A 16,460-nucleotide genomic window follows, 5' to 3' on the forward strand; every position below is an offset into this window, starting at 1 on the left:
CGAAGAATGAAAAGAACACCCTTGGAACAAAAACTGACACTCTTGATGCAGCCGGTCATCGAAGACCTCGGCTTCCAGCTTGTACTGGCCAGCGTGATCGGCGAGGGCGGAACCAAAACCGTCCAGGTTCTGGCGCAGGATCCCGGAACCCGTAATCTCGGTGTCGAGGATGCGGCAACGATTAGCCGTTCGCTCTCCGCCCTTCTCGACGTCGAAGACCCGATCGAGGGCAAATACAGGCTGGAGGTCGGCTCCCCCGGCATCGACCGCCCTTTGGTGCAGGCCGCAGATTTCGAACATTACAAGGGCTACGAGGCGAAACTGGAAATCGCGACGCCTCTGGAAAACGGCCAGCGCCGTTTCCGCGGAGTGCTGAAAGGATTGCAGGATAAAAACGTCCTGGTCGAAACCGACCGCGGACAGGTAGAACTCCCCTTGTCGGAACTGACAAAGGCGAAATTGGTACTGACGGATAAACTGATTAAAGCTGCGGCTCAAATGTAGGAGAAAAAACATGGAACTGTTGCAGGTTGCGGACACGGTAGCACGCGAAAAAAACATAGACCGTGAAATCGTCATCAAGGCGATGGAGGAAGCGATCCAGAAGGCCGGACGCTCGAAATACGGCTACGAGCAGGACATCCGCGCCGAGATCGACCGCCGGACGGGCATGATCAACCTCAAGCGTTTCCGCGAGGTTCTGGACATAGCCGCAATCATGGAAAACGAAGTGTCCCAGCTGACCCTTGCCGAAGCCCGCAAGATCAAGCCGGACGCGCAACCCGGCGAGTTTCTGATTGACGACCTGCCCCCGCTCGATTTCGGCCGCATCGCCGCTCAGACCGCCAAACAGGTCATCATGCAGAAAGTCCGCGAGGCCGAACGTTCCCGCCAGTACGAGGAATTCAAGGACCGCGTCGGCGAGATCGTCAACGGCATCGTCAAGCGCGTCGAATACGGCAACGTCATCGTGGACATTCAGGGCCGCGCCGAAGGCCTCCTCCGCCGCGATGAGGGCATTCCCCGTGAGTCGCTGAACACGGGCGACCGTATCCGCGCCATTATCTACGAAGTCCGCGAGGAACCCAGAGGCCCACAGATTTTCCTTTCCCGCAGCCATCCAGAATTCATGGCCAAGCTGTTCATGCAGGAAGTGCCCGAAATCTACGATGGGATCATCGAAATCAGACGCGTCGCCCGTGATCCGGGCAGCCGCGCCAAAATTGCCGTCATCTCACGCGACAGCTCGATCGACCCGGTCGGCGCTTGCGTGGGAATGCGCGGCAGCCGTGTGCAGGCGGTGGTTGGTGAACTCCACGGCGAAAAAATCGACATTATACCCTGGTCAGACGATATCGCCTCCTTTGTGGTCAGCGCTTTGCAGCCCGCCACCGTAACCAAGGTCGTCCTCGACGAGGAAAGAAACAGAATGGACGTCGTCGTCCCTGATGAACAGCTCAGCCTCGCCATCGGCCGCCGGGGACAAAACGTGCGCCTCGCCTCCATGCTGACCGGCTGGGATATCGACATCATGACTGAGGCCGAGGAATCTCAGCGCCGCACCGACGAATTCAAGACCCGTTCCGCTCTATTCATCGAGGCTCTGGACGTGGACGATGTCATTGCTCATCTTCTGGTCGCCGAAGGCTTTACCAAGGTTGAGGAAATCGCCGAAACCCCGATCGACGAACTCAACGAGATCGAGGGCTTCGAGGTTGAAATTTCAACCGAACTACAGAACCGCGCAAGAAGCTGGCTCCGGAAACAGGCGGAAGAGCTTAAGGTCAAACAATCCGAACTCGGGATTGCCGACAACCTTATGGACGCAGAAGGCCTGCTGCCCAATCAGATTGTGAAGCTGGGGGAAAAAGGCATCAAGACCCTCGACGATCTTGCCGACCTCGCCGGAGACGAACTGGTTGAGCTTCTTGGTGCGGATTCGATCACTTTGACGGATGCAAACGCGGCGATTATGAAAGCTCGCGAACACTGGTTTGCAGACGAAAACAAGGCGCAGGAAGAAAACGCACAGGAAACAGCGGACTGACGGCTATTTTCTCGCTCTGGTTTGCGGAATAATTGTATTCCGCAGGTCGAGTGGTGTATACCAGAAGCCTGAGATTTAGGAAAAAAAATGACGGAACCGACTAAAAAAGACAACGAAGGCAAAGAGGAAAAGGAAGGAAAGACCCTGAGTCTTTCAGGAAAAACTCTGAGTCTTGGCAAGGCAAGCGCCCCCCCGCCACGGACAAGTATGACGTCCGGTGGACGCGGTGCGCCCTCGGTGGCCGTGGAAGTGCGCCGCAAGCGCAAAAATCCTGCAGACGAAAAATCTTCGTCTGAAAAGAAAGAGCCTCTGCAACTCACCGATGAGGAAAGAGAATCCCGGGCAAGAGCATTACAGCAGGCGCTTTCCGGGGAAGGAAAAAAGAAAGAGCTGCCCAAGCGGCGCGTGACAACCCTTGAGGATGTCAAGGCACAGGCAGCCGAAGTAAAAAGAGAAGAATCCGAAAAGGCGCCCTCAAAAACTGCGAAAACAGATAAACCGGACCTCGTTATTGAACCGGGCATCGGCGACGATGCCAAAAAAGCCCCCGACGTCAAAAAATACAAAAAGGGGATGGATGAGGAGACCGAGGAAAGCTTCCGTGACAAGCTCAAGAAGGCCCAGGCCAAGCCCAACGCCAACAAGGTCGTGGATGATCGCCGCCGGGGCAGGCTGACCGTAAATCAGGCGCTGAACGAGGATTTCGAGCGCGACCGCGGCCCCAGCCTCGCCGCCCAAAGACGTGCACGGGAAAAGGCCCGCCTCGCCGCTCAACCTTTTCAGACACCTCAGCAAAAAACCTCCAAGGAGATCATTCTTCCTGAAACGATTACCGTTCAGGAACTGGCGATCCGCATGGCTGAACCCGGTGGAGAAGTGGTCAAAGCGCTCATGAAACTCGGCGTAATGGCGACAATCACACAGACCATAGACGCAGATACGGCGGAGCTGATTATCGGAGAATTCGGCCACAAAACAAAACGCGTGACCGACGCCGACGTTGAAATCGGACTGGGTGGACAGGAAGACCTTGATGAGCACAGGCAGCCCCGGCCTCCGGTCGTCACGATCATGGGCCACGTCGATCACGGCAAAACCTCACTTCTCGATGCCCTGCGCTCGACCGATGTAGTTTCGGGAGAAGCCGGAGGGATTACCCAGCATATCGGCGCCTATCAGGTGCAAATGTCATCCGGCGAAAAAATTACTTTTCTGGATACCCCCGGCCATGCGGCCTTCACCGAGATGCGCGCCCGCGGCGCAAACGTCACAGATATCGTTGTAATCGTGGTCGCCGCGAACGACAGCATCATGCCCCAGACGATTGAGGCGATCAGTCACGCCAAGGCCGCGAATGTTCCGATTATCATTGCGATCAACAAAGTCGATCTGCCGGACGCAAAACCTCAGAAGGTCAAGCAGGATCTCCTCCAGCACGAGATTATCGTCGAGGAACTGTCCGGCGAGGTGCAGTGTGTTGAAGTCTCGGCCAAGAAAAAAATGAATCTGGATAAGCTTGAGGAGGCCATACTGATCCAGGCTGAAATCCTTGAATTGAAGGCCAACGCAAACCGTGATGCCGAGGGGTTCGTGATCGAATCGAAACTTGAAAAGGGCCGTGGTCCGGTTGCAACGGTTCTGGTCCAGAAGGGCACACTCAAGGTCGGGGACATTTTCGTGGCCGGAGCGACGATAGGAAAAGTCCGCGCCATGATCGACGACAAGGGACAGAATATTACGACAGCGGCCCCCGGTCAGCCCGTAGAAGTCATCGGCTCCGAATCCGCGCCCGTGGCGGGCGACTCCTTCTATGTCGTCAAGGACGAATCCCGCGCCCGCGAAATCGCAAGCTACCGCCAGAGAAAGATCAAGGAATCCCAGGCCGCCCTGGCCGTCAAGAGCCGGACGACCATGGAGGATATCCTCCAGCAGAAACAGGCCGGAGACAAGACCCGCCTGCCCGTCCTGATCAAGGCCGACGTCCACGGCTCGGTCGAGGCTATCGCCGGATCCCTCAAGAAAGTTGTCGAGGAGAACAAGGATATCGAAGTCCAGATCCTGCACTCCGGCGTCGGCGGTATCACAGAGTCCGATGTCATTCTGGCCAAGGCCTCCAAGGGCGTCATCATCGGCTTTAACGTCCGCGCCAACGTCCAAGCCCGCAATCTGGCCCAGCGCGAGGGCGTTGATATCCGCTACTACAACATTATTTACAATGTCGTCGATGACGCAAAGGCGATCCTGTCGGGAATGCTCTCGCCGCACATCCGCGAAAACTACCTCGGTCAGGCGCTCATCAAGCAGGTCTTCAACATCACGAAAGTTGGGAAGGTCGCCGGCTGTGTGGTCAGCATCGGCAACGTCAAGCGCGGCGCCAAGGTCCGCCTGCTGCGCGACGACGTGGTGATCCATGAGGGAATGCTCAAAACCCTCAAACGCTTCCAGGACGAAGTCAAGGATGTCAGAGAGGGCACCGAATGCGGCATGGCCTTCGAAAGCTACGACGACATCAAGGAAGGCGATGTCATCGAATGCTATGAGTTGGTTGAGGAAGAGCGCACCCTGGCGTAAAAGCCTCCGCGCCGCAAAACAGAGTAGGATTCCCGCCATGAAGCACCGCACCTCCGAGCCATCGCAGCGCCAACTCCGCGTAGGAGAGCAAATCCGCCACATCCTCAGCGAAACCCTCCAGCGCGGACATTTCCAAAGCGAAATCCTGATCGAGGAAGCCGGACTTGTGACCATCACCGAGGTCCGCCCGAGCCCGGACCTTAAACACGCACGGGCTTACGTAATGACCTTGGGCGGCAAACAGGTCGAAGCCATTCTTGAGGCGCTGAATGACGAAGCCCGGGTGTTTCAAAAGGATATAGGGCGTCAGTCAAATCTGAAATTCACCCCGAAAATCCGCTTCGTGACCGACGACTCCTTCGATCAGGCGCAAAGGATCGAGGAACTATTGCGCGGCACCCCTTCTGAAAAAAAAGCCGGAGACTGACCCGTGGCCCGCAAGAAAAGAGGCGAGCCGGTCAGCGGATGGATCAACCTCGACAAACCCGCAGGATTGACCTCGACCCAGGCCATCGGCCGCATCCGCCGCGTGTTCAATCCGCAGAAAATCGGCCACGCCGGAACGCTTGATCCGTTGGCCACCGGAATTCTGCCTATCGCTATGGGCGAAGCCACCAAAACCATTCCCTTCATTCAGGACGCGTTAAAGACCTACAGCTTCACCGCCGCCTGGGGCGAACAGCGCGACACCGACGACGCCGAGGGGCAAATCGTTGCCACCGGCACAAACAGACCCACTCAGGACGACATCCTGGACGTTCTGCAGGACTTTATCGGCGACATCCTCCAGACACCCCCCGCCTACTCCGCCATAAAAATTGACGGCCAGCGCGCCTACGACCTCGCCCGCAGCGGCGAAACCCCGGAGATGAAACCACGGGAGGTCTATATCGAAAGCCTCGAACTCATCGCCGCCCGCCCGGATGAGGCCGATTTCCGCATGGTCTGCGGCAAGGGCACCTACGTCCGCTCCCTCGTCCGCGATATGGCCCTTGAACTGGGCACCTTCGGCTATGTGAAATCCCTGCGGCGGGACGCCGTCGGCCCCCTCACGCTGGAGAACGCAATTTCTCTGGACTTTCTGGAAAAGATGGACTACGGTGCGGCCCTTAACGAGGCTTTGCTGCCCCTTCAGGCGGTGCTGGACGACATCCCGGCCCTGCCCGTAAAACAGGAGGAAGCGGCAAAACTGAGAAGCGGGCAGGTTCTGCTCTTCATCTCGAAACCCGATTTTTCGCGGCTGACGCGAGAGGGGCTGGGCGGACAGGAAGACAGGGAGGCTCTCGCGGTTCTCAACGGCGCCCCCGTGGCGCTTGTAGAAAACCGCGGACCGGAAATCCGTCCCGTACGTGTATTCAACCTTTAGAAAACAATAGGAGGCTACGATGTCGAGTAATGCTGCAAGTGCAACCGCCATGTCCAAGGCGGAACTCATCAAGAAATACCAAACCGGGAAGGACGATACCGGCTCCCCCGAAGTCCAGGTCGCCGTGCTGACCCAGCGCATCAACGAGCTGTCCGAACACATGAATCGCCACCCCAAGGACATACACAGCCGCCGCGGCCTGCTCTTCATGGTCGCCAAGCGCAGAAAGCTTCTGGATTACCTGAAATCCAAGGACGAAGACCGCTACAAAAAGCTGATCGACGGTCTGAACATCCGCCGCTGATAAATACGGTAGAACAGCAGAATCCAAAAGGCGGCCCAAGCCGCCTTTTTCTATTGATTGGCCTAAGCAATCTTACATCGTATGGGTCTCAAAGAAATATCCTCGGTCAACCTGACCGACACTAACAGCCCCGGAGGGCATATGACGCCCTTTAGACACCCCACGCTCCCCAAAAAATATTTGTTGAATTAAAGACCCGCCTTCATTTCAGCATCGACAGTATCCCGCCATTTCGAAGGATGGACCGCATTCAGCGCCAGACTGCTTTGCGTGATGAAAGTCCCCGAAGGCGGGTTTCCGGCCCCAAGATCGTTCATCGCCTGCCCGATCAGGTAACGGGCAACGTTTTTGGGATCATCCGGCTTGAAATCCGCTTCCGTATTCGCCCCGGCCTTGTAACCTGCCCCGTGCAGCGCCCCGAAAAGAATCAGACACTGCCGCTTCGAATGAAAATACTGCCCAAGCCTGCCGATTTCCGCATACTCGTTCAGCGCCCGCAGGACGCTCTCCTCGCCACCCTGAAAGGTTTCGGCAATATCGCCGACAATCTCCTCTTGCCGGGAAAGGATCTCTTCCGTTCCCGCTTCATCGTTGGGCTGTGCAAATGTAAAAATCTTTGTCAGGGTCATAAGAGAAACTAATCGAATTATTTGGCTTATGTCAAACTGTTTAAAGCTTGCCTAAACCATAATGATCTCACGGTTAATAACGTGCTGCCACTCAGAAGGCTCGACACCGTTCAGGGCCAAACTGCTGCGAACCACAAAAATCCCGGACGGTGGTTGGCCCTCTTTCAAATCGACCATCGCCTGCCCGATCAGATAAACGGCGATCTGTCCGGAATCCTTGGCATTAAAATATTCACCGAGCTGCACATTTTCTTCATATCCGGCACCCTTGAGAGCATCATACAGAGATCGGCAATCTTCTGGAGCATGAAAACCACGCTCCAACTGCCCGATTTCCCCATACTCGTTCAAAACCCGCAAGACAGCCTCATCGCCCTGCCCCAGCGTCACGGAAAAACCCTCAAGAAGCGTCTTCTGGCGGTCCAGAATCTTTTGCCGATCCTCAAACTCATGAGGCTGCTGATAAGTAAAAATCTTCGTAAGAGCCATAAGCACAACCTAAAGCGATAGACTGCTTATGTCAAAAGATTACGATGAAAGGAAATACCGATCCTTGATAATCCCGCTCTCCAGCTCGAACACCAGCGGCACGCCTGTCGGAAACTCGGCATCGTTGATGCTTTCCGGCGTTTCGGCGCCAAGGATAATCAGCATGGCACGCAGGGAGTTTCCATGCGCCACGACCAGGATATTTCTGCGCGCCAGCACCAGCGGCTTGATCTTCGCTTCATAATAGGGCCGCACCCGGTTCTCCACCACGTCCTGAAGGCACTCGCCCCCCGGCGGGCGCACGTCATAGGACCGTCGCCAGATATGAACCTGCTCCTCGCCGTACTTCTTGCGGGTCTCGTCCTTGTCCAGCCCGGTCAGGTCGCCGTAATCGCGCTCACGCAGATCGTCATGCGCGATCATGGTTTTGATCAGTTCCGGCTGTCCGGCATTCTCCAACGCCAGCCGTGCCGTGTTATTGGCCCGTTTCAGAGTGCTGGTGAAAACCTGATCGAACCGGATGCCCGCCGCCTTGATCTTTCGTCCCGCCTCGGCGGCTTCCGCCCGTCCCTCATCGGTCAGGTCGATATCCTTGAAGCCCGTAAATCGGTTTTGAAGGTTCCAATCGCTCTGCCCATGGCGGAGCAGGACAAGGGTGCTTTTCATAAAGGCTCCTTTTTAGAAGTAAAACCAGCGTGGGCACTTATAAAAGCTTTTCCCATAAGGATCAATCCGCTTGGTAAAAAAAGCTCAATTCACGGCTTTTTCTCTCAAAAACCGAAGTAATCTTTGACTTTTACCCTTGTAAATGCCATGACTGTCACGGTTTGCAAAGCCCGAAAGGGCGCGCGGCTCACGGTTGACCATAAAGGGCGGAGATGTCCGCCTTTCATAGTCCACCGAAGCCCCCACCCCGAAAGCTTTGAATCGCTAACCCGTCTGTTCCATTTGGGAACGGACCACAGATGACTATGAAAAAGGAAAAAAGTCTGATGTTTAATGTCTACAGAAAAGAAATCGATTTCGCCGGAAAAACCCTGACACTGGAATCCGGAAAATTTGCGCGGCAGGCCGATGGCTCTGTCCTCGCCAGCATGGGCGACACCGTCGTCCTGTGCTGCGTCACCGCCAGCAAGACCGTCAAGGAAGGGCAGGATTTCTTCCCCCTCTCCGTCCACTATCAGGAAAAAACCTTCGCCGCCGGAAAAATCCCGGGCGGCTTTTTTAAGCGCGAAGCCCGGCCGAGCGAAAAGGAAACTTTGACCTCACGCCTGATCGACCGCCCGATCCGCCCCCTCTTCCCGAAAAACTTCCTCAACGAAGTGCAGGTGGTGGCAACTGTAATCTCCCACGATCTTGAAAACGACCCCGATATGGTCGCCATGATCGGCTGCTCGGCGGCGCTCACGATCTCCGGCATCCCCTTCTTCGGTCCCATCGGCGGCGCCCGCGTCTGCTACACCAACGGCCAGTATGTCGTCAACCCGACCATGCAGGAAGTCAAGGACAGCAACCTTGATCTCGTCGTCGCCGGAACGCAGGAAGGCGTCCTGATGGTCGAATCCGAGGCCAATGAACTCCCCGAAGACATTATGCTCGGCGCCGTCATGGAAGGCTGGAGAGCGTTCCAGCCCGTCATCAACGGCATTATCGGCTTTGCCGAAATGTGCGCCAAAGACCCATGGGATGTCCCAGAAACTCCGGCTCCGATCCAGAAGCTGGAAAGTTCTCTGAAAAGCAAATACGCCAAGGATGTCGCGAAAGCTTACGGAATCCTGAACAAGCTCGAACGCCGCAATGCAGTCGACGCCGTGCGCCAGGCCGCCATCGAAGCCTTCACAGATGAGGCAAACGGAATCGACGCCAACGTCATCACGGCCAAATTCAAGTCTCTGGAAGCCGACGTCGTCCGCGGCCAGATCCTGAAAACCGGCAGCCGCATCGACGGACGCGACACCAAAACCGTCCGCCCGATCGTCGCCGAAGTCGGCATCCTCCCAAGAACGCACGGCTCCGCCCTCTTCACCCGTGGAGAGACGCAGGCATTGGTCGTGGCCACGCTGGGCACCGGACAGGATGAGCAGATCATCGACGCGCTCGAAGGCGAATACAAGGAACGCTTCATGCTGCATTACAACTTCCCGCCCTACTCGGTCGGCGAATGCGGCCGCATGGGCGCACCGGGTCGCCGCGAAATCGGCCACGGAAAACTGGCATGGAGAGCGATACACCCGCTCTTGCCCGATCCTGAAGCTTTCCCCTATACGATGCGCGTGGTCTCCGAGATCACCGAATCCAACGGCTCCTCCTCGATGGCCACAGTCTGCGGAACGTCTCTGGCGCTGATGGATGCCGGGGCGCCCCTGAAACAACCCATCGCCGGGATTGCTATGGGCCTCATTAAGGAAGACTCCGAATTCGCCGTTCTCTCCGACATTCTCGGCGATGAAGACCATCTCGGCGACATGGACTTCAAGGTCGCGGGAACCAAAAACGGCATCACCGCCCTGCAGATGGACATCAAGATCACCTCGATCACCGAGGAAATCATGAAAATCGCCCTCGCCCAGGCAAAAGATGGCCGGATTCACATCCTTGCGGAAATGAACAAGGCGCTGGAGCAATCCCGCGGCGAACTCAGCCAGTACGCCCCGCAGATCGTCCAGATCAAAATCCCCACCGACAAGATCCGCGAAGTGATCGGCACGGGGGGCAAGGTGATCCGCGAGATCATCGAGCTGACCGGAACCAAGATCGACATCGAGGATGACGGCTCGATTAAGGTCGCCGCCGCCAACGGCGAAGCCATCGAAAAGGCGATCAAACTGATCCGCAACATCACCGACGAACCAGAAATCGGCAAAATCTACGATGGCAAGGTCGTCAAGACCGTGGACTTCGGCGCGTTTGTTAATTTCATGGGCGCGAAGGACGGCCTCGTCCACATCTCCGAACTCGCCGACCGCCGCGTCGAGCAAACGACCGATGTCGTCAAGGAAGGCGATCAGGTCAAAGTTCTGCTCATCGGCGTGGATGACCGCGGTAAGGTCAAGCTCTCCATGAAGCGCGTGAATCAGGAAACCGGCGAGGAAATCCCCTACGAGGACAAACCCAAGAAAAGAAGAGAAGCCAACGGCTGATCTTCGCTTTTCTGCGAAAGAACAGGAAAAGGAGGCCTAGGCCTCCTTTTTTAATAGACGTAAAAAGACGGGAACAATTAGCGGCCTAAAGTTTTTGAATGATCCCATTCGACATCTGACCATATCGGGCACTGACATCGCCTTGAACCTCAAGTCCGCGATCGTAAGAGGCCGAAACAGCAGGCTTCGGTGCATTACCCCCGTCCATCTCCACAAGAAAACGGGCAATCCCCATGGCCAGATGCGACTCCGTGCCAGCAGCTTTTGCCGCCTCGACATAGGCTTCGGCGGGAAGCGCAGGAGACTGGTTTACGGTCTGACCGACCTGACTGATAGCGGCCAGAGCCTCGTTGCGCGTCAACCCATCTTGCTGTGCCGAATGAATGGCCATTTTAAGCAGGGCTTCGACCCGTTCGCCCTGCGCGGGATTCAACGCAAAATGCTGATCGCAGAATTTCTCGATCGCCGCATCGACCTGCTGATGCCCCTTGCCGTCGGCCTTGGCAGCCTTGACCAGATCGTCCACCAGCGCGATCACAGGCTTGGCCGATGGCCCCTGGGCCGGAGGCGTAACAGGCGGAGCAGCTTTTACAACCGCGGGACCGCCCGTAGCATCCTCCGCGCTCTCCTGCGCCTGTAAAGCCGCTACACTTTGAAGATAGTTAATGCCGTCCGCCATTGCTCAGCCCCTTTTGTTTGTAATTATATTGCCCAAAATAGCACAGACGGGAGGAATATTTCAAACCCCAAACCAAACATTAACAAAAATTAATGATTTTTCTGGACAGAAAGCGAAATAAACACAATATATGAAGTATAATAGAAAAATGGGGATAATTATGGCGATCTCGAAAGCGCGTCTTGGATTCCGGATTTTTCTGGGAATCACATTAGTTTTCAGCTTGGCGTTCTTCGCCACAACCGTCTATCTTTACGCGGGCATCCGCCAGAAGGCGATCAAGGTCGCGGACGTAGCCCCCACCCTCTTCCAGTTCGACATTCTCCAGCATCAGGCCATGGCCCTCTTCAGCGGTAACGATGGAAAACTGAAGATTGCAAAGTCCCTCTATCAAAAGGGTTTTTTTGACCCCGTCTACGCAAAGGCCGGCCGGGAAATGATCGAGGAACTGGCCGAAAGCGGCCACCCCGCCTCTCAGATGACTCTGGCCGACATTATCCTGTACAGGCCCGGCCAGAACTTGGAAGCGCGGACTCTGGCCCACGATTACTATAAAAAATCGGCCCTGCAGGGTTACGGCCCCGCACAAGAGCGCTTGGCCCTCCTCGAAAAAGCGGATACCATATAGAAGCGGGCGAAAAACGCCCTTCAACAAGGGGGCGTTGCCGCGTATGCGGGCTTTACCGAAAAACCACATCTATAATCTGTTCTTCGAAAAAGAATCCCAGTACCTGATGGTGTTCAGGAACAACCGCACCTACAGCATCATACTGGGCCTGACCCTCTGCGGCTTGATCTGGGGATTTTATCTGCTCATTATTTTCCCTCTGCCCGACACCGTTATTTACAAAGGCGCCCTGTCCAGCGGCTTCATGCTTATGGGCGGTGTGGCTCTGCTCGCCCTGTTTTCTTTCCTCAGCGCCCACGAAAGCCTGACCTTGCGGCAAATCAACCACTCGATGATCTATGAATCCCATGCGGTGGGGGGCAGCCGGGGATGGAAAAAAAAATTTGAGGACTTTCAAGTCCTCCTGATCTACAAAGACCCCGAGTTCGATATGCTCGGAAGACGCCAAAAGAGAAAAAGCATCTGGCATTTCGAACTGATCGGCAAGGACGAGACCACGCGTATTCCCCTCCACCCCTCCTCCCTGAAACCCTTTTACGCCTGGCAGGAGGACGAAGCCCTGGCCTTCGCCCAGAAAATCGCGCACTTCATGGGCATACCCCTCGAAAAGGCGCAGCAGCAGCCCGCCCCGGAAATCCATGATCAAACTTCCTAAAATTATCGGCCATCGCGGGGTCGCCGCCTACGCGCCGGAAAACACGCTGGAGGGGATCCACACCGCCGCCGACATGGGCGTGGAATGGGTGGAACTGGACGTCAAACTGACAAAGGACCAAGTGCCCATAATTTTCCATGATGACACACTCGACCGCACAACCAACGGCTCCGGCCCGGTCGCGGAAAAAACGCTCGAAGATTTGCGCGAACTCGAATGCGGCAGCTGGTTCGCGGATTCCTTCGCCGGAATCAGTATCCCCACGCTGGAGGAGGCTTTGGATGTTCTTCTGGAAAGAAACCTCGGGCTGAATCTAGAAATCAAACCCTGCCCGGGCCGGGAGCGCGAAACCGCCGAAGCCGCGCTCGACATTCTCTCCCAAATCTGGGACGACCACAGCCGCCTGCTCGTCTCCTCCTTCTCGCTGGTCAGCCTCGAAACCGCACTTGAAATGGCGCAGGACTGGCCCCGCGGCCTGCTGATCGGTGAGGAGTGGCCTGAAAATTGGGAGGAACTGGCCGATTTCCTTCAGGTCTCCACCATCAACGTCAACGCGAAGACCATCACCCGCGAGGAAATCGACGCGGTCATCGACAAAGGTTTCCCCGTTCTCGCCTACACGGTGAATGACGTAGAGGAAGCCCGCCGCCTGCTGCGCTGGGGCGTCGATGGCGTCTTCTCCGATGCGCCGGACATCATCAGGGATGTCCTCTTTTCCAGACATTAGGAACGTAAGCGAGAGGAATAACGGCACGTGCTGACTCGGACGGAGAAAAAATTTCCGAAGGATATAGAAGGGCTGACGTCCCTGAGATTCTACGCGGTCTTTTATGTTATCCTGTTCCATTATCATTTTCTCTTCAGCCCCGCCGTCGATCTGATCTTATCCAAGGGCTACCTCGCCGTAGACTTTTTCTTCATCCTTAGTGGTTTCATCCTCGCGCACTGTTATCTCGGCGCTTTAGAGAGCAAAACATTCGCCTACAGGCATTTCTTGATTAAACGGATCGCCCGTATCTACCCGATCCATCTCTTTACGCTCGCCCTGATGCTGGTGATCTTTGGCATCAACGCCGTGTTAAACGGTCCGCCCGCTGAAAATCCGCCAACGATCAGCGATTTCATTCAGAACCTCTTTCTTGTGCAGTCCTGGAGTCTGGCCGCGGACCTCTCCTACAATCGCTATTCCTGGACCATCAGCGCCGAATTTTTTGCCTATCTTTTATTCCCGTTTCTGATGTCCGTTTTCATGAGACTCCGAAGACCTGAACTTTCGCTCCTGCTTTCTTTTACGCTTTATGGCGCACTATGGCTGGTGAGCGAACCGCTCTGGGGCCAGCCGTTGAGCAAAATGTCCGTCTTCGGCCTGCCCAGAATACTCCCCGAATTTATGATCGGCATCGGCCTCTATCTATTCTCTCTAAGATATAGTTTGAAATGGTGCGGACAGGTCTTCATGGGCGGATGTGTCGTCGCGCTCTTTTGCGGACTGCTTCTTGAAATCGGGGACTGGATCGCCGTTCCCCTCTTCGCGTTCATGATATACGCGACCGCTGAGCTGTCGAGAACAGGGCAGAAAAATTTCCTCTTCGAAAATTCCTCGGTCTATCTCGGTGAAATCTCCTACAGCCTGTACATGATCCAGTATCCGTTCATGTTTATCGTCTTCGATACAATTCTCGAACGAGGCTTGGGACTTGAGGAAAACTCAAAAATCTGGGGCTATTTCTGGGCCGCCGCGCCCCTCATTATGGTGCTTTTGGCCATGGCTATGCACAAATATATCGAAAGCCCTTGCAGGCATTGGCTTGTAAGGTGCATATCCCCCTCCGGCACGGAGCAAAAGGCAACGGGTGATGCTGCAAAGAACCGATAAAAAATACCCGGAAATCCTTCCGGTCCTGACTTCGCTACGCTTCTGGGCGGCCTATGCCGTAGCCTTCCACCATTGCTGCATGATTATCATCGAAAACGCCGCCCCGGATCTGGCGGAGAGCGTTCCCATCATTTCAAAACTCTACCTCGGCGTGGATTTCTTTTTTATCCTGAGCGGCTTTGTCCTCACTCATGTCTATCTGGAAAAACTAAAGAACGGCACGCTTTCGATAAGAAATTTTTACATCCGGCGGATCGCCAGAATATACCCTGCCTATCTTCTGGCCTTTACCATCGCGCTGACTCAGCTTTACGGTTTCTATCTTGCAGGAGTCACCCCTGCACCCGAACCCCCTCTGACTATGCAATCCTTATTCGTCTACCTTATGTGCTTTCATGCGTGGTGGGATTTTGGGTTGATTTCCATCAACGGCCCGTCCTGGTCGATCAGCGCCGAATGGTTCGCCTACCTTCTCTTCCCTGTCCTGCTCGTAATCATGAGCCGCCTGTCGTTGAGAATGAACGCCCTGTTGGCCCTTCTGGCTATCTCCGCCTGCTGGTCAGCGGCAACGTTTTTACTTGGTAAACCGCTAACCCGCCTGGATTTTGACTTCGGCATCCTGCGGATCGTCCCGGAATTCATTGGCGGGATATGGCTCTATCTACTGGGAAAAGAATACGAAGTACGCGCATACCGCCGCTGGTCATTTTTTGCCGTATCCGGTCTTCTGCTGGTTCTTCTGGGCACTCTTAGCCCCGATTTCTGGATCGTCCTGACCTTCGGGGTGATTATACTTTTAGGAGCCGAGCAAGCCCGCCAAAACTATGACTGGCCTCTGTCCTCGGATAAGGCAGCGTACCTGGGCGAAATATCCTATTCCGTCTACCTTCTCCACATCCCGATGCTAGAGATAACACTCTCTCTGATCAAGCTTCTGCCCCTCTCCGACGAAACGGAAATGGCTCTGCTCTTTCTGGCCTTGCTGCTGGTGCTTCCGGTAGCAATGCTCAGCTACGCGCTGATCGAAACCCCGGCGAGAAAATACATCAATAAAAAATTCGGATGAATAGAGTGACGGCAATGATCAGCCCGGTTTCTAAGGCTCTTCAATTAACCATTGATCAAAGTGTTCAGGCTCACCGTAGCTTTTAGAACCTTGGCTGCTGTTTTGGATCTGAGCTTCAGGGAGGCCTGTTAACGTCTTATTAAACTTTGCATACTCAGCACCCCCGATAATCGCGATATATAAAATCATAATCGACATCAGATTAAGCCGCGGCGTAATAAGAACAAACAACCAGACAAAAATATTGCGCCGGGGGATTTTTTTCCTCGTCTCCTCGCCATGCAAAGATAATAGCCTGCGGACCGTCCATGGATAATCGGAAATAAGCTCATGGTAAGACATCCAGAAACCTCTCATGGCCTGTGCTTGCTTGACGAGGGCATCGATGTTAAGCGTTTTCCAGCGTTTTACCCCGACAACGAGAGCGGCCATTCCGCGCACGGAATCATCTTTAGAGGCACAGCAATACAAACCAAAATTATCGCAGGTTCGCTCGCGGGCCCGCGAATACGCTGCACCAATTAGGGGAAGAAAGCTGACAGAGGTCAGATAGGGCATCCATAACAAATGCTTTCTGCTGATATGTCCGAGTTCATGCCCCATATAAAACTTGATCGCCCCTGGATGGTCATCCATGGCATCGACGATATTGGAATAAAGCACGACATAATGGGTACGGAGAAATTTCGTTGCAAACGCATTCAGTATCCCGTTCCCGTTAATAATGACCAAGACGGGCTCTTTTTTCATCTTCAGCTTACGGCATCATTCCGAATAATGTTCATACAAGTCAGGATACTGCTCCTTGGAAACAATCGCTCCGGCCCCGCGTAGATAGGAGATGAAACCTGACTGAATAAGTGTTGTGAGTAGATACATCACAGGTATAACCGCTAGGAAAACACCTTTTGTGACGAAAATAAGAATACCCCAGACAGCAGTAGCAAGAACGAGCAAAATAATTAAAAGCAGTCTTTCCTTCGGGTCGATAAGGTTGCCCATTTACCTCC

The 16,460-nt window shown here is 54.9% G+C and carries 18 protein-coding genes; 12 read left to right on the top strand and 6 right to left on the bottom strand.

The window, feature by feature from the left end; genetic code table 11:
- Positions 1 to 6 precede the first annotated feature (6 nt).
- The 6 genes from IPN28_09530 to rpsO all read left to right on the top strand — a co-directional run bounded on the left by IPN28_09530 (position 7) and on the right by rpsO (position 6,288).
- Positions 7 to 504 (top strand): ribosome maturation factor RimP, encoded by a 498-nt coding sequence (locus IPN28_09530; protein QQS56512.1) that lies wholly within the window; start codon positions 7 to 9, stop codon positions 502 to 504.
- A 10-nt stretch (positions 505 to 514) separates the two neighbouring features.
- The gene (gene nusA, locus IPN28_09535) at positions 515 to 2,047 is read left to right on the top strand and encodes a transcription termination/antitermination protein NusA (protein ID QQS56513.1); all 1,533 of its coding nucleotides are present in this window, start codon (positions 515 to 517) and stop codon (positions 2,045 to 2,047) included.
- Positions 2,048 to 2,134: 87 nt separating this feature from the next.
- Positions 2,135 to 4,618, top strand: a complete 2,484-nt coding sequence (gene infB / locus IPN28_09540) for a translation initiation factor IF-2 (GenBank protein ID QQS56514.1) — start codon at positions 2,135 to 2,137, stop codon at positions 4,616 to 4,618.
- 37 nt (positions 4,619 to 4,655) lie between these two features.
- Positions 4,656 to 5,045 carry a 30S ribosome-binding factor RbfA gene (gene rbfA / locus IPN28_09545; GenBank protein ID QQS56515.1) on the top strand — a complete coding sequence of 130 codons (390 nt, stop codon included), beginning with the start codon at positions 4,656 to 4,658 and terminating at the stop codon, positions 5,043 to 5,045.
- Positions 5,046 to 5,048: 3 nt separating this feature from the next.
- Positions 5,049 to 5,984: a tRNA pseudouridine(55) synthase TruB gene (gene truB / locus IPN28_09550; protein ID QQS56516.1), complete on the top strand. Its 936-nt coding sequence runs from the start codon at positions 5,049 to 5,051 to the stop codon at positions 5,982 to 5,984.
- Between the two features lie 19 nt (positions 5,985 to 6,003).
- Positions 6,004 to 6,288 carry a 30S ribosomal protein S15 gene (gene rpsO, locus IPN28_09555; GenBank protein QQS56517.1) on the top strand — a complete coding sequence of 95 codons (285 nt, stop codon included), beginning with the start codon at positions 6,004 to 6,006 and terminating at the stop codon, positions 6,286 to 6,288.
- A 188-nt stretch (positions 6,289 to 6,476) separates the two neighbouring features.
- Here the strand turns inward: rpsO and IPN28_09560 are convergent, their stop codons facing one another.
- Genes IPN28_09560 through IPN28_09570 form a run of 3 tightly spaced genes read right to left on the bottom strand, consistent with a single transcriptional unit; the run spans position 6,477 to position 8,072 of the window.
- Positions 6,477 to 6,917: a hypothetical protein gene (locus IPN28_09560; GenBank protein QQS56518.1), complete on the bottom strand. Its 441-nt coding sequence runs from the start codon at positions 6,915 to 6,917 to the stop codon at positions 6,477 to 6,479.
- Between the two features lie 51 nt (positions 6,918 to 6,968).
- Positions 6,969 to 7,406 carry a hypothetical protein gene (locus IPN28_09565; GenBank protein ID QQS56519.1) on the bottom strand — a complete coding sequence of 146 codons (438 nt, stop codon included), beginning with the start codon at positions 7,404 to 7,406 and terminating at the stop codon, positions 6,969 to 6,971.
- Positions 7,407 to 7,445: 39 nt separating this feature from the next.
- On the bottom strand, positions 7,446 to 8,072 hold the full coding sequence (locus tag IPN28_09570; GenBank protein QQS56520.1) for a 2,3-bisphosphoglycerate-dependent phosphoglycerate mutase: 627 nt from the start codon (positions 8,070 to 8,072) through the stop codon (positions 7,446 to 7,448).
- Between the two features lie 326 nt (positions 8,073 to 8,398).
- Here IPN28_09570 and pnp point away from each other — a divergent pair, with 326 nt between their 5' ends.
- Positions 8,399 to 10,546, top strand: coding sequence for a polyribonucleotide nucleotidyltransferase (pnp, locus tag IPN28_09575; protein ID QQS58596.1), 2,148 nt, complete (start codon positions 8,399 to 8,401; stop codon positions 10,544 to 10,546).
- A gap of 85 nt (positions 10,547 to 10,631) precedes the next feature.
- On the opposite strand, the gene IPN28_09580 is transcribed toward pnp, so the two are convergent.
- Positions 10,632 to 11,225, bottom strand: coding sequence for a hypothetical protein (locus IPN28_09580; GenBank protein ID QQS56521.1), 594 nt, complete (start codon positions 11,223 to 11,225; stop codon positions 10,632 to 10,634).
- A gap of 160 nt (positions 11,226 to 11,385) precedes the next feature.
- Here IPN28_09580 and IPN28_09585 point away from each other — a divergent pair, with 160 nt between their 5' ends.
- The 5 genes from IPN28_09585 to IPN28_09605 are packed head-to-tail and all read left to right on the top strand — an operon-like array spanning position 11,386 to position 15,450.
- Positions 11,386 to 11,853 (top strand): hypothetical protein, encoded by a 468-nt coding sequence (locus tag IPN28_09585; protein QQS56522.1) that lies wholly within the window; start codon positions 11,386 to 11,388, stop codon positions 11,851 to 11,853.
- A gap of 43 nt (positions 11,854 to 11,896) precedes the next feature.
- The gene (locus IPN28_09590) at positions 11,897 to 12,508 is read left to right on the top strand and encodes a hypothetical protein (GenBank protein QQS56523.1); all 612 of its coding nucleotides are present in this window, start codon (positions 11,897 to 11,899) and stop codon (positions 12,506 to 12,508) included.
- Positions 12,492 to 13,235, top strand: coding sequence for a glycerophosphoryl diester phosphodiesterase (locus IPN28_09595; GenBank protein ID QQS56524.1), 744 nt, complete (start codon positions 12,492 to 12,494; stop codon positions 13,233 to 13,235). The genes IPN28_09590 and IPN28_09595 overlap by 17 nt, the downstream gene beginning before the upstream one ends.
- Positions 13,236 to 13,262: 27 nt before the next feature.
- Entirely contained in the window at positions 13,263 to 14,384 is a 1,122-nt protein-coding gene (locus IPN28_09600) for an acyltransferase (GenBank protein QQS56525.1), read from the top strand.
- Positions 14,365 to 15,450, top strand: coding sequence for an acyltransferase (locus IPN28_09605; GenBank protein QQS56526.1), 1,086 nt, complete (start codon positions 14,365 to 14,367; stop codon positions 15,448 to 15,450). Before IPN28_09600 ends, IPN28_09605 begins: the two co-directional genes overlap by 20 nt.
- 30 nt (positions 15,451 to 15,480) lie before the next feature.
- Here the strand turns inward: IPN28_09605 and IPN28_09610 are convergent, their stop codons facing one another.
- Positions 15,481 to 16,200 (bottom strand): M48 family metallopeptidase, encoded by a 720-nt coding sequence (locus tag IPN28_09610; protein QQS56527.1) that lies wholly within the window; start codon positions 16,198 to 16,200, stop codon positions 15,481 to 15,483.
- A gap of 15 nt (positions 16,201 to 16,215) precedes the next feature.
- The gene (locus tag IPN28_09615) at positions 16,216 to 16,452 is read right to left on the bottom strand and encodes a hypothetical protein (GenBank protein QQS56528.1); all 237 of its coding nucleotides are present in this window, start codon (positions 16,450 to 16,452) and stop codon (positions 16,216 to 16,218) included.
- Positions 16,453 to 16,460: the final 8 nt, after the last annotated feature.

Source organism: Alphaproteobacteria bacterium (genome assembly GCA_016699735.1).
Classification (GTDB): Bacteria; Pseudomonadota; Alphaproteobacteria; order Micavibrionales; family Micavibrionaceae; genus JAGNKE01.

What these genes read in the sequence shown, in the direction of transcription:
- IPN28_09530 (QQS56512.1), top strand. Translation starts at nt 7, where the DNA reads ATGAAAAGAACACCCTTGGAACAAAAACTGACACTCTTGATGCAGCCG.
- nusA (QQS56513.1), top strand. Translation starts at nt 515, where the DNA reads ATGGAACTGTTGCAGGTTGCGGACACGGTAGCACGCGAAAAAAACATA.
- infB (QQS56514.1), top strand. Translation starts at nt 2,135, where the DNA reads ATGACGGAACCGACTAAAAAAGACAACGAAGGCAAAGAGGAAAAGGAA.
- rbfA (QQS56515.1), top strand. Translation starts at nt 4,656, where the DNA reads ATGAAGCACCGCACCTCCGAGCCATCGCAGCGCCAACTCCGCGTAGGA.
- rpsO (QQS56517.1), top strand. Translation starts at nt 6,004, where the DNA reads ATGTCGAGTAATGCTGCAAGTGCAACCGCCATGTCCAAGGCGGAACTC.
- IPN28_09560 (QQS56518.1), bottom strand. Translation starts at nt 6,917, where the DNA reads ATGACCCTGACAAAGATTTTTACATTTGCACAGCCCAACGATGAAGCG.
- IPN28_09565 (QQS56519.1), bottom strand. Translation starts at nt 7,406, where the DNA reads ATGGCTCTTACGAAGATTTTTACTTATCAGCAGCCTCATGAGTTTGAG.
- IPN28_09570 (QQS56520.1), bottom strand. Translation starts at nt 8,072, where the DNA reads ATGAAAAGCACCCTTGTCCTGCTCCGCCATGGGCAGAGCGATTGGAAC.
- pnp (QQS58596.1), top strand. Translation starts at nt 8,399, where the DNA reads ATGTTTAATGTCTACAGAAAAGAAATCGATTTCGCCGGAAAAACCCTG.
- IPN28_09580 (QQS56521.1), bottom strand. Translation starts at nt 11,225, where the DNA reads ATGGCGGACGGCATTAACTATCTTCAAAGTGTAGCGGCTTTACAGGCG.
- IPN28_09585 (QQS56522.1), top strand. Translation starts at nt 11,386, where the DNA reads ATGGCGATCTCGAAAGCGCGTCTTGGATTCCGGATTTTTCTGGGAATC.
- IPN28_09590 (QQS56523.1), top strand. Translation starts at nt 11,897, where the DNA reads ATGCGGGCTTTACCGAAAAACCACATCTATAATCTGTTCTTCGAAAAA.
- IPN28_09595 (QQS56524.1), top strand. Translation starts at nt 12,492, where the DNA reads ATGATCAAACTTCCTAAAATTATCGGCCATCGCGGGGTCGCCGCCTAC.
- IPN28_09605 (QQS56526.1), top strand. Translation starts at nt 14,365, where the DNA reads ATGCTGCAAAGAACCGATAAAAAATACCCGGAAATCCTTCCGGTCCTG.
- IPN28_09610 (QQS56527.1), bottom strand. Translation starts at nt 16,200, where the DNA reads ATGAAAAAAGAGCCCGTCTTGGTCATTATTAACGGGAACGGGATACTG.
- IPN28_09615 (QQS56528.1), bottom strand. Translation starts at nt 16,452, where the DNA reads ATGGGCAACCTTATCGACCCGAAGGAAAGACTGCTTTTAATTATTTTG.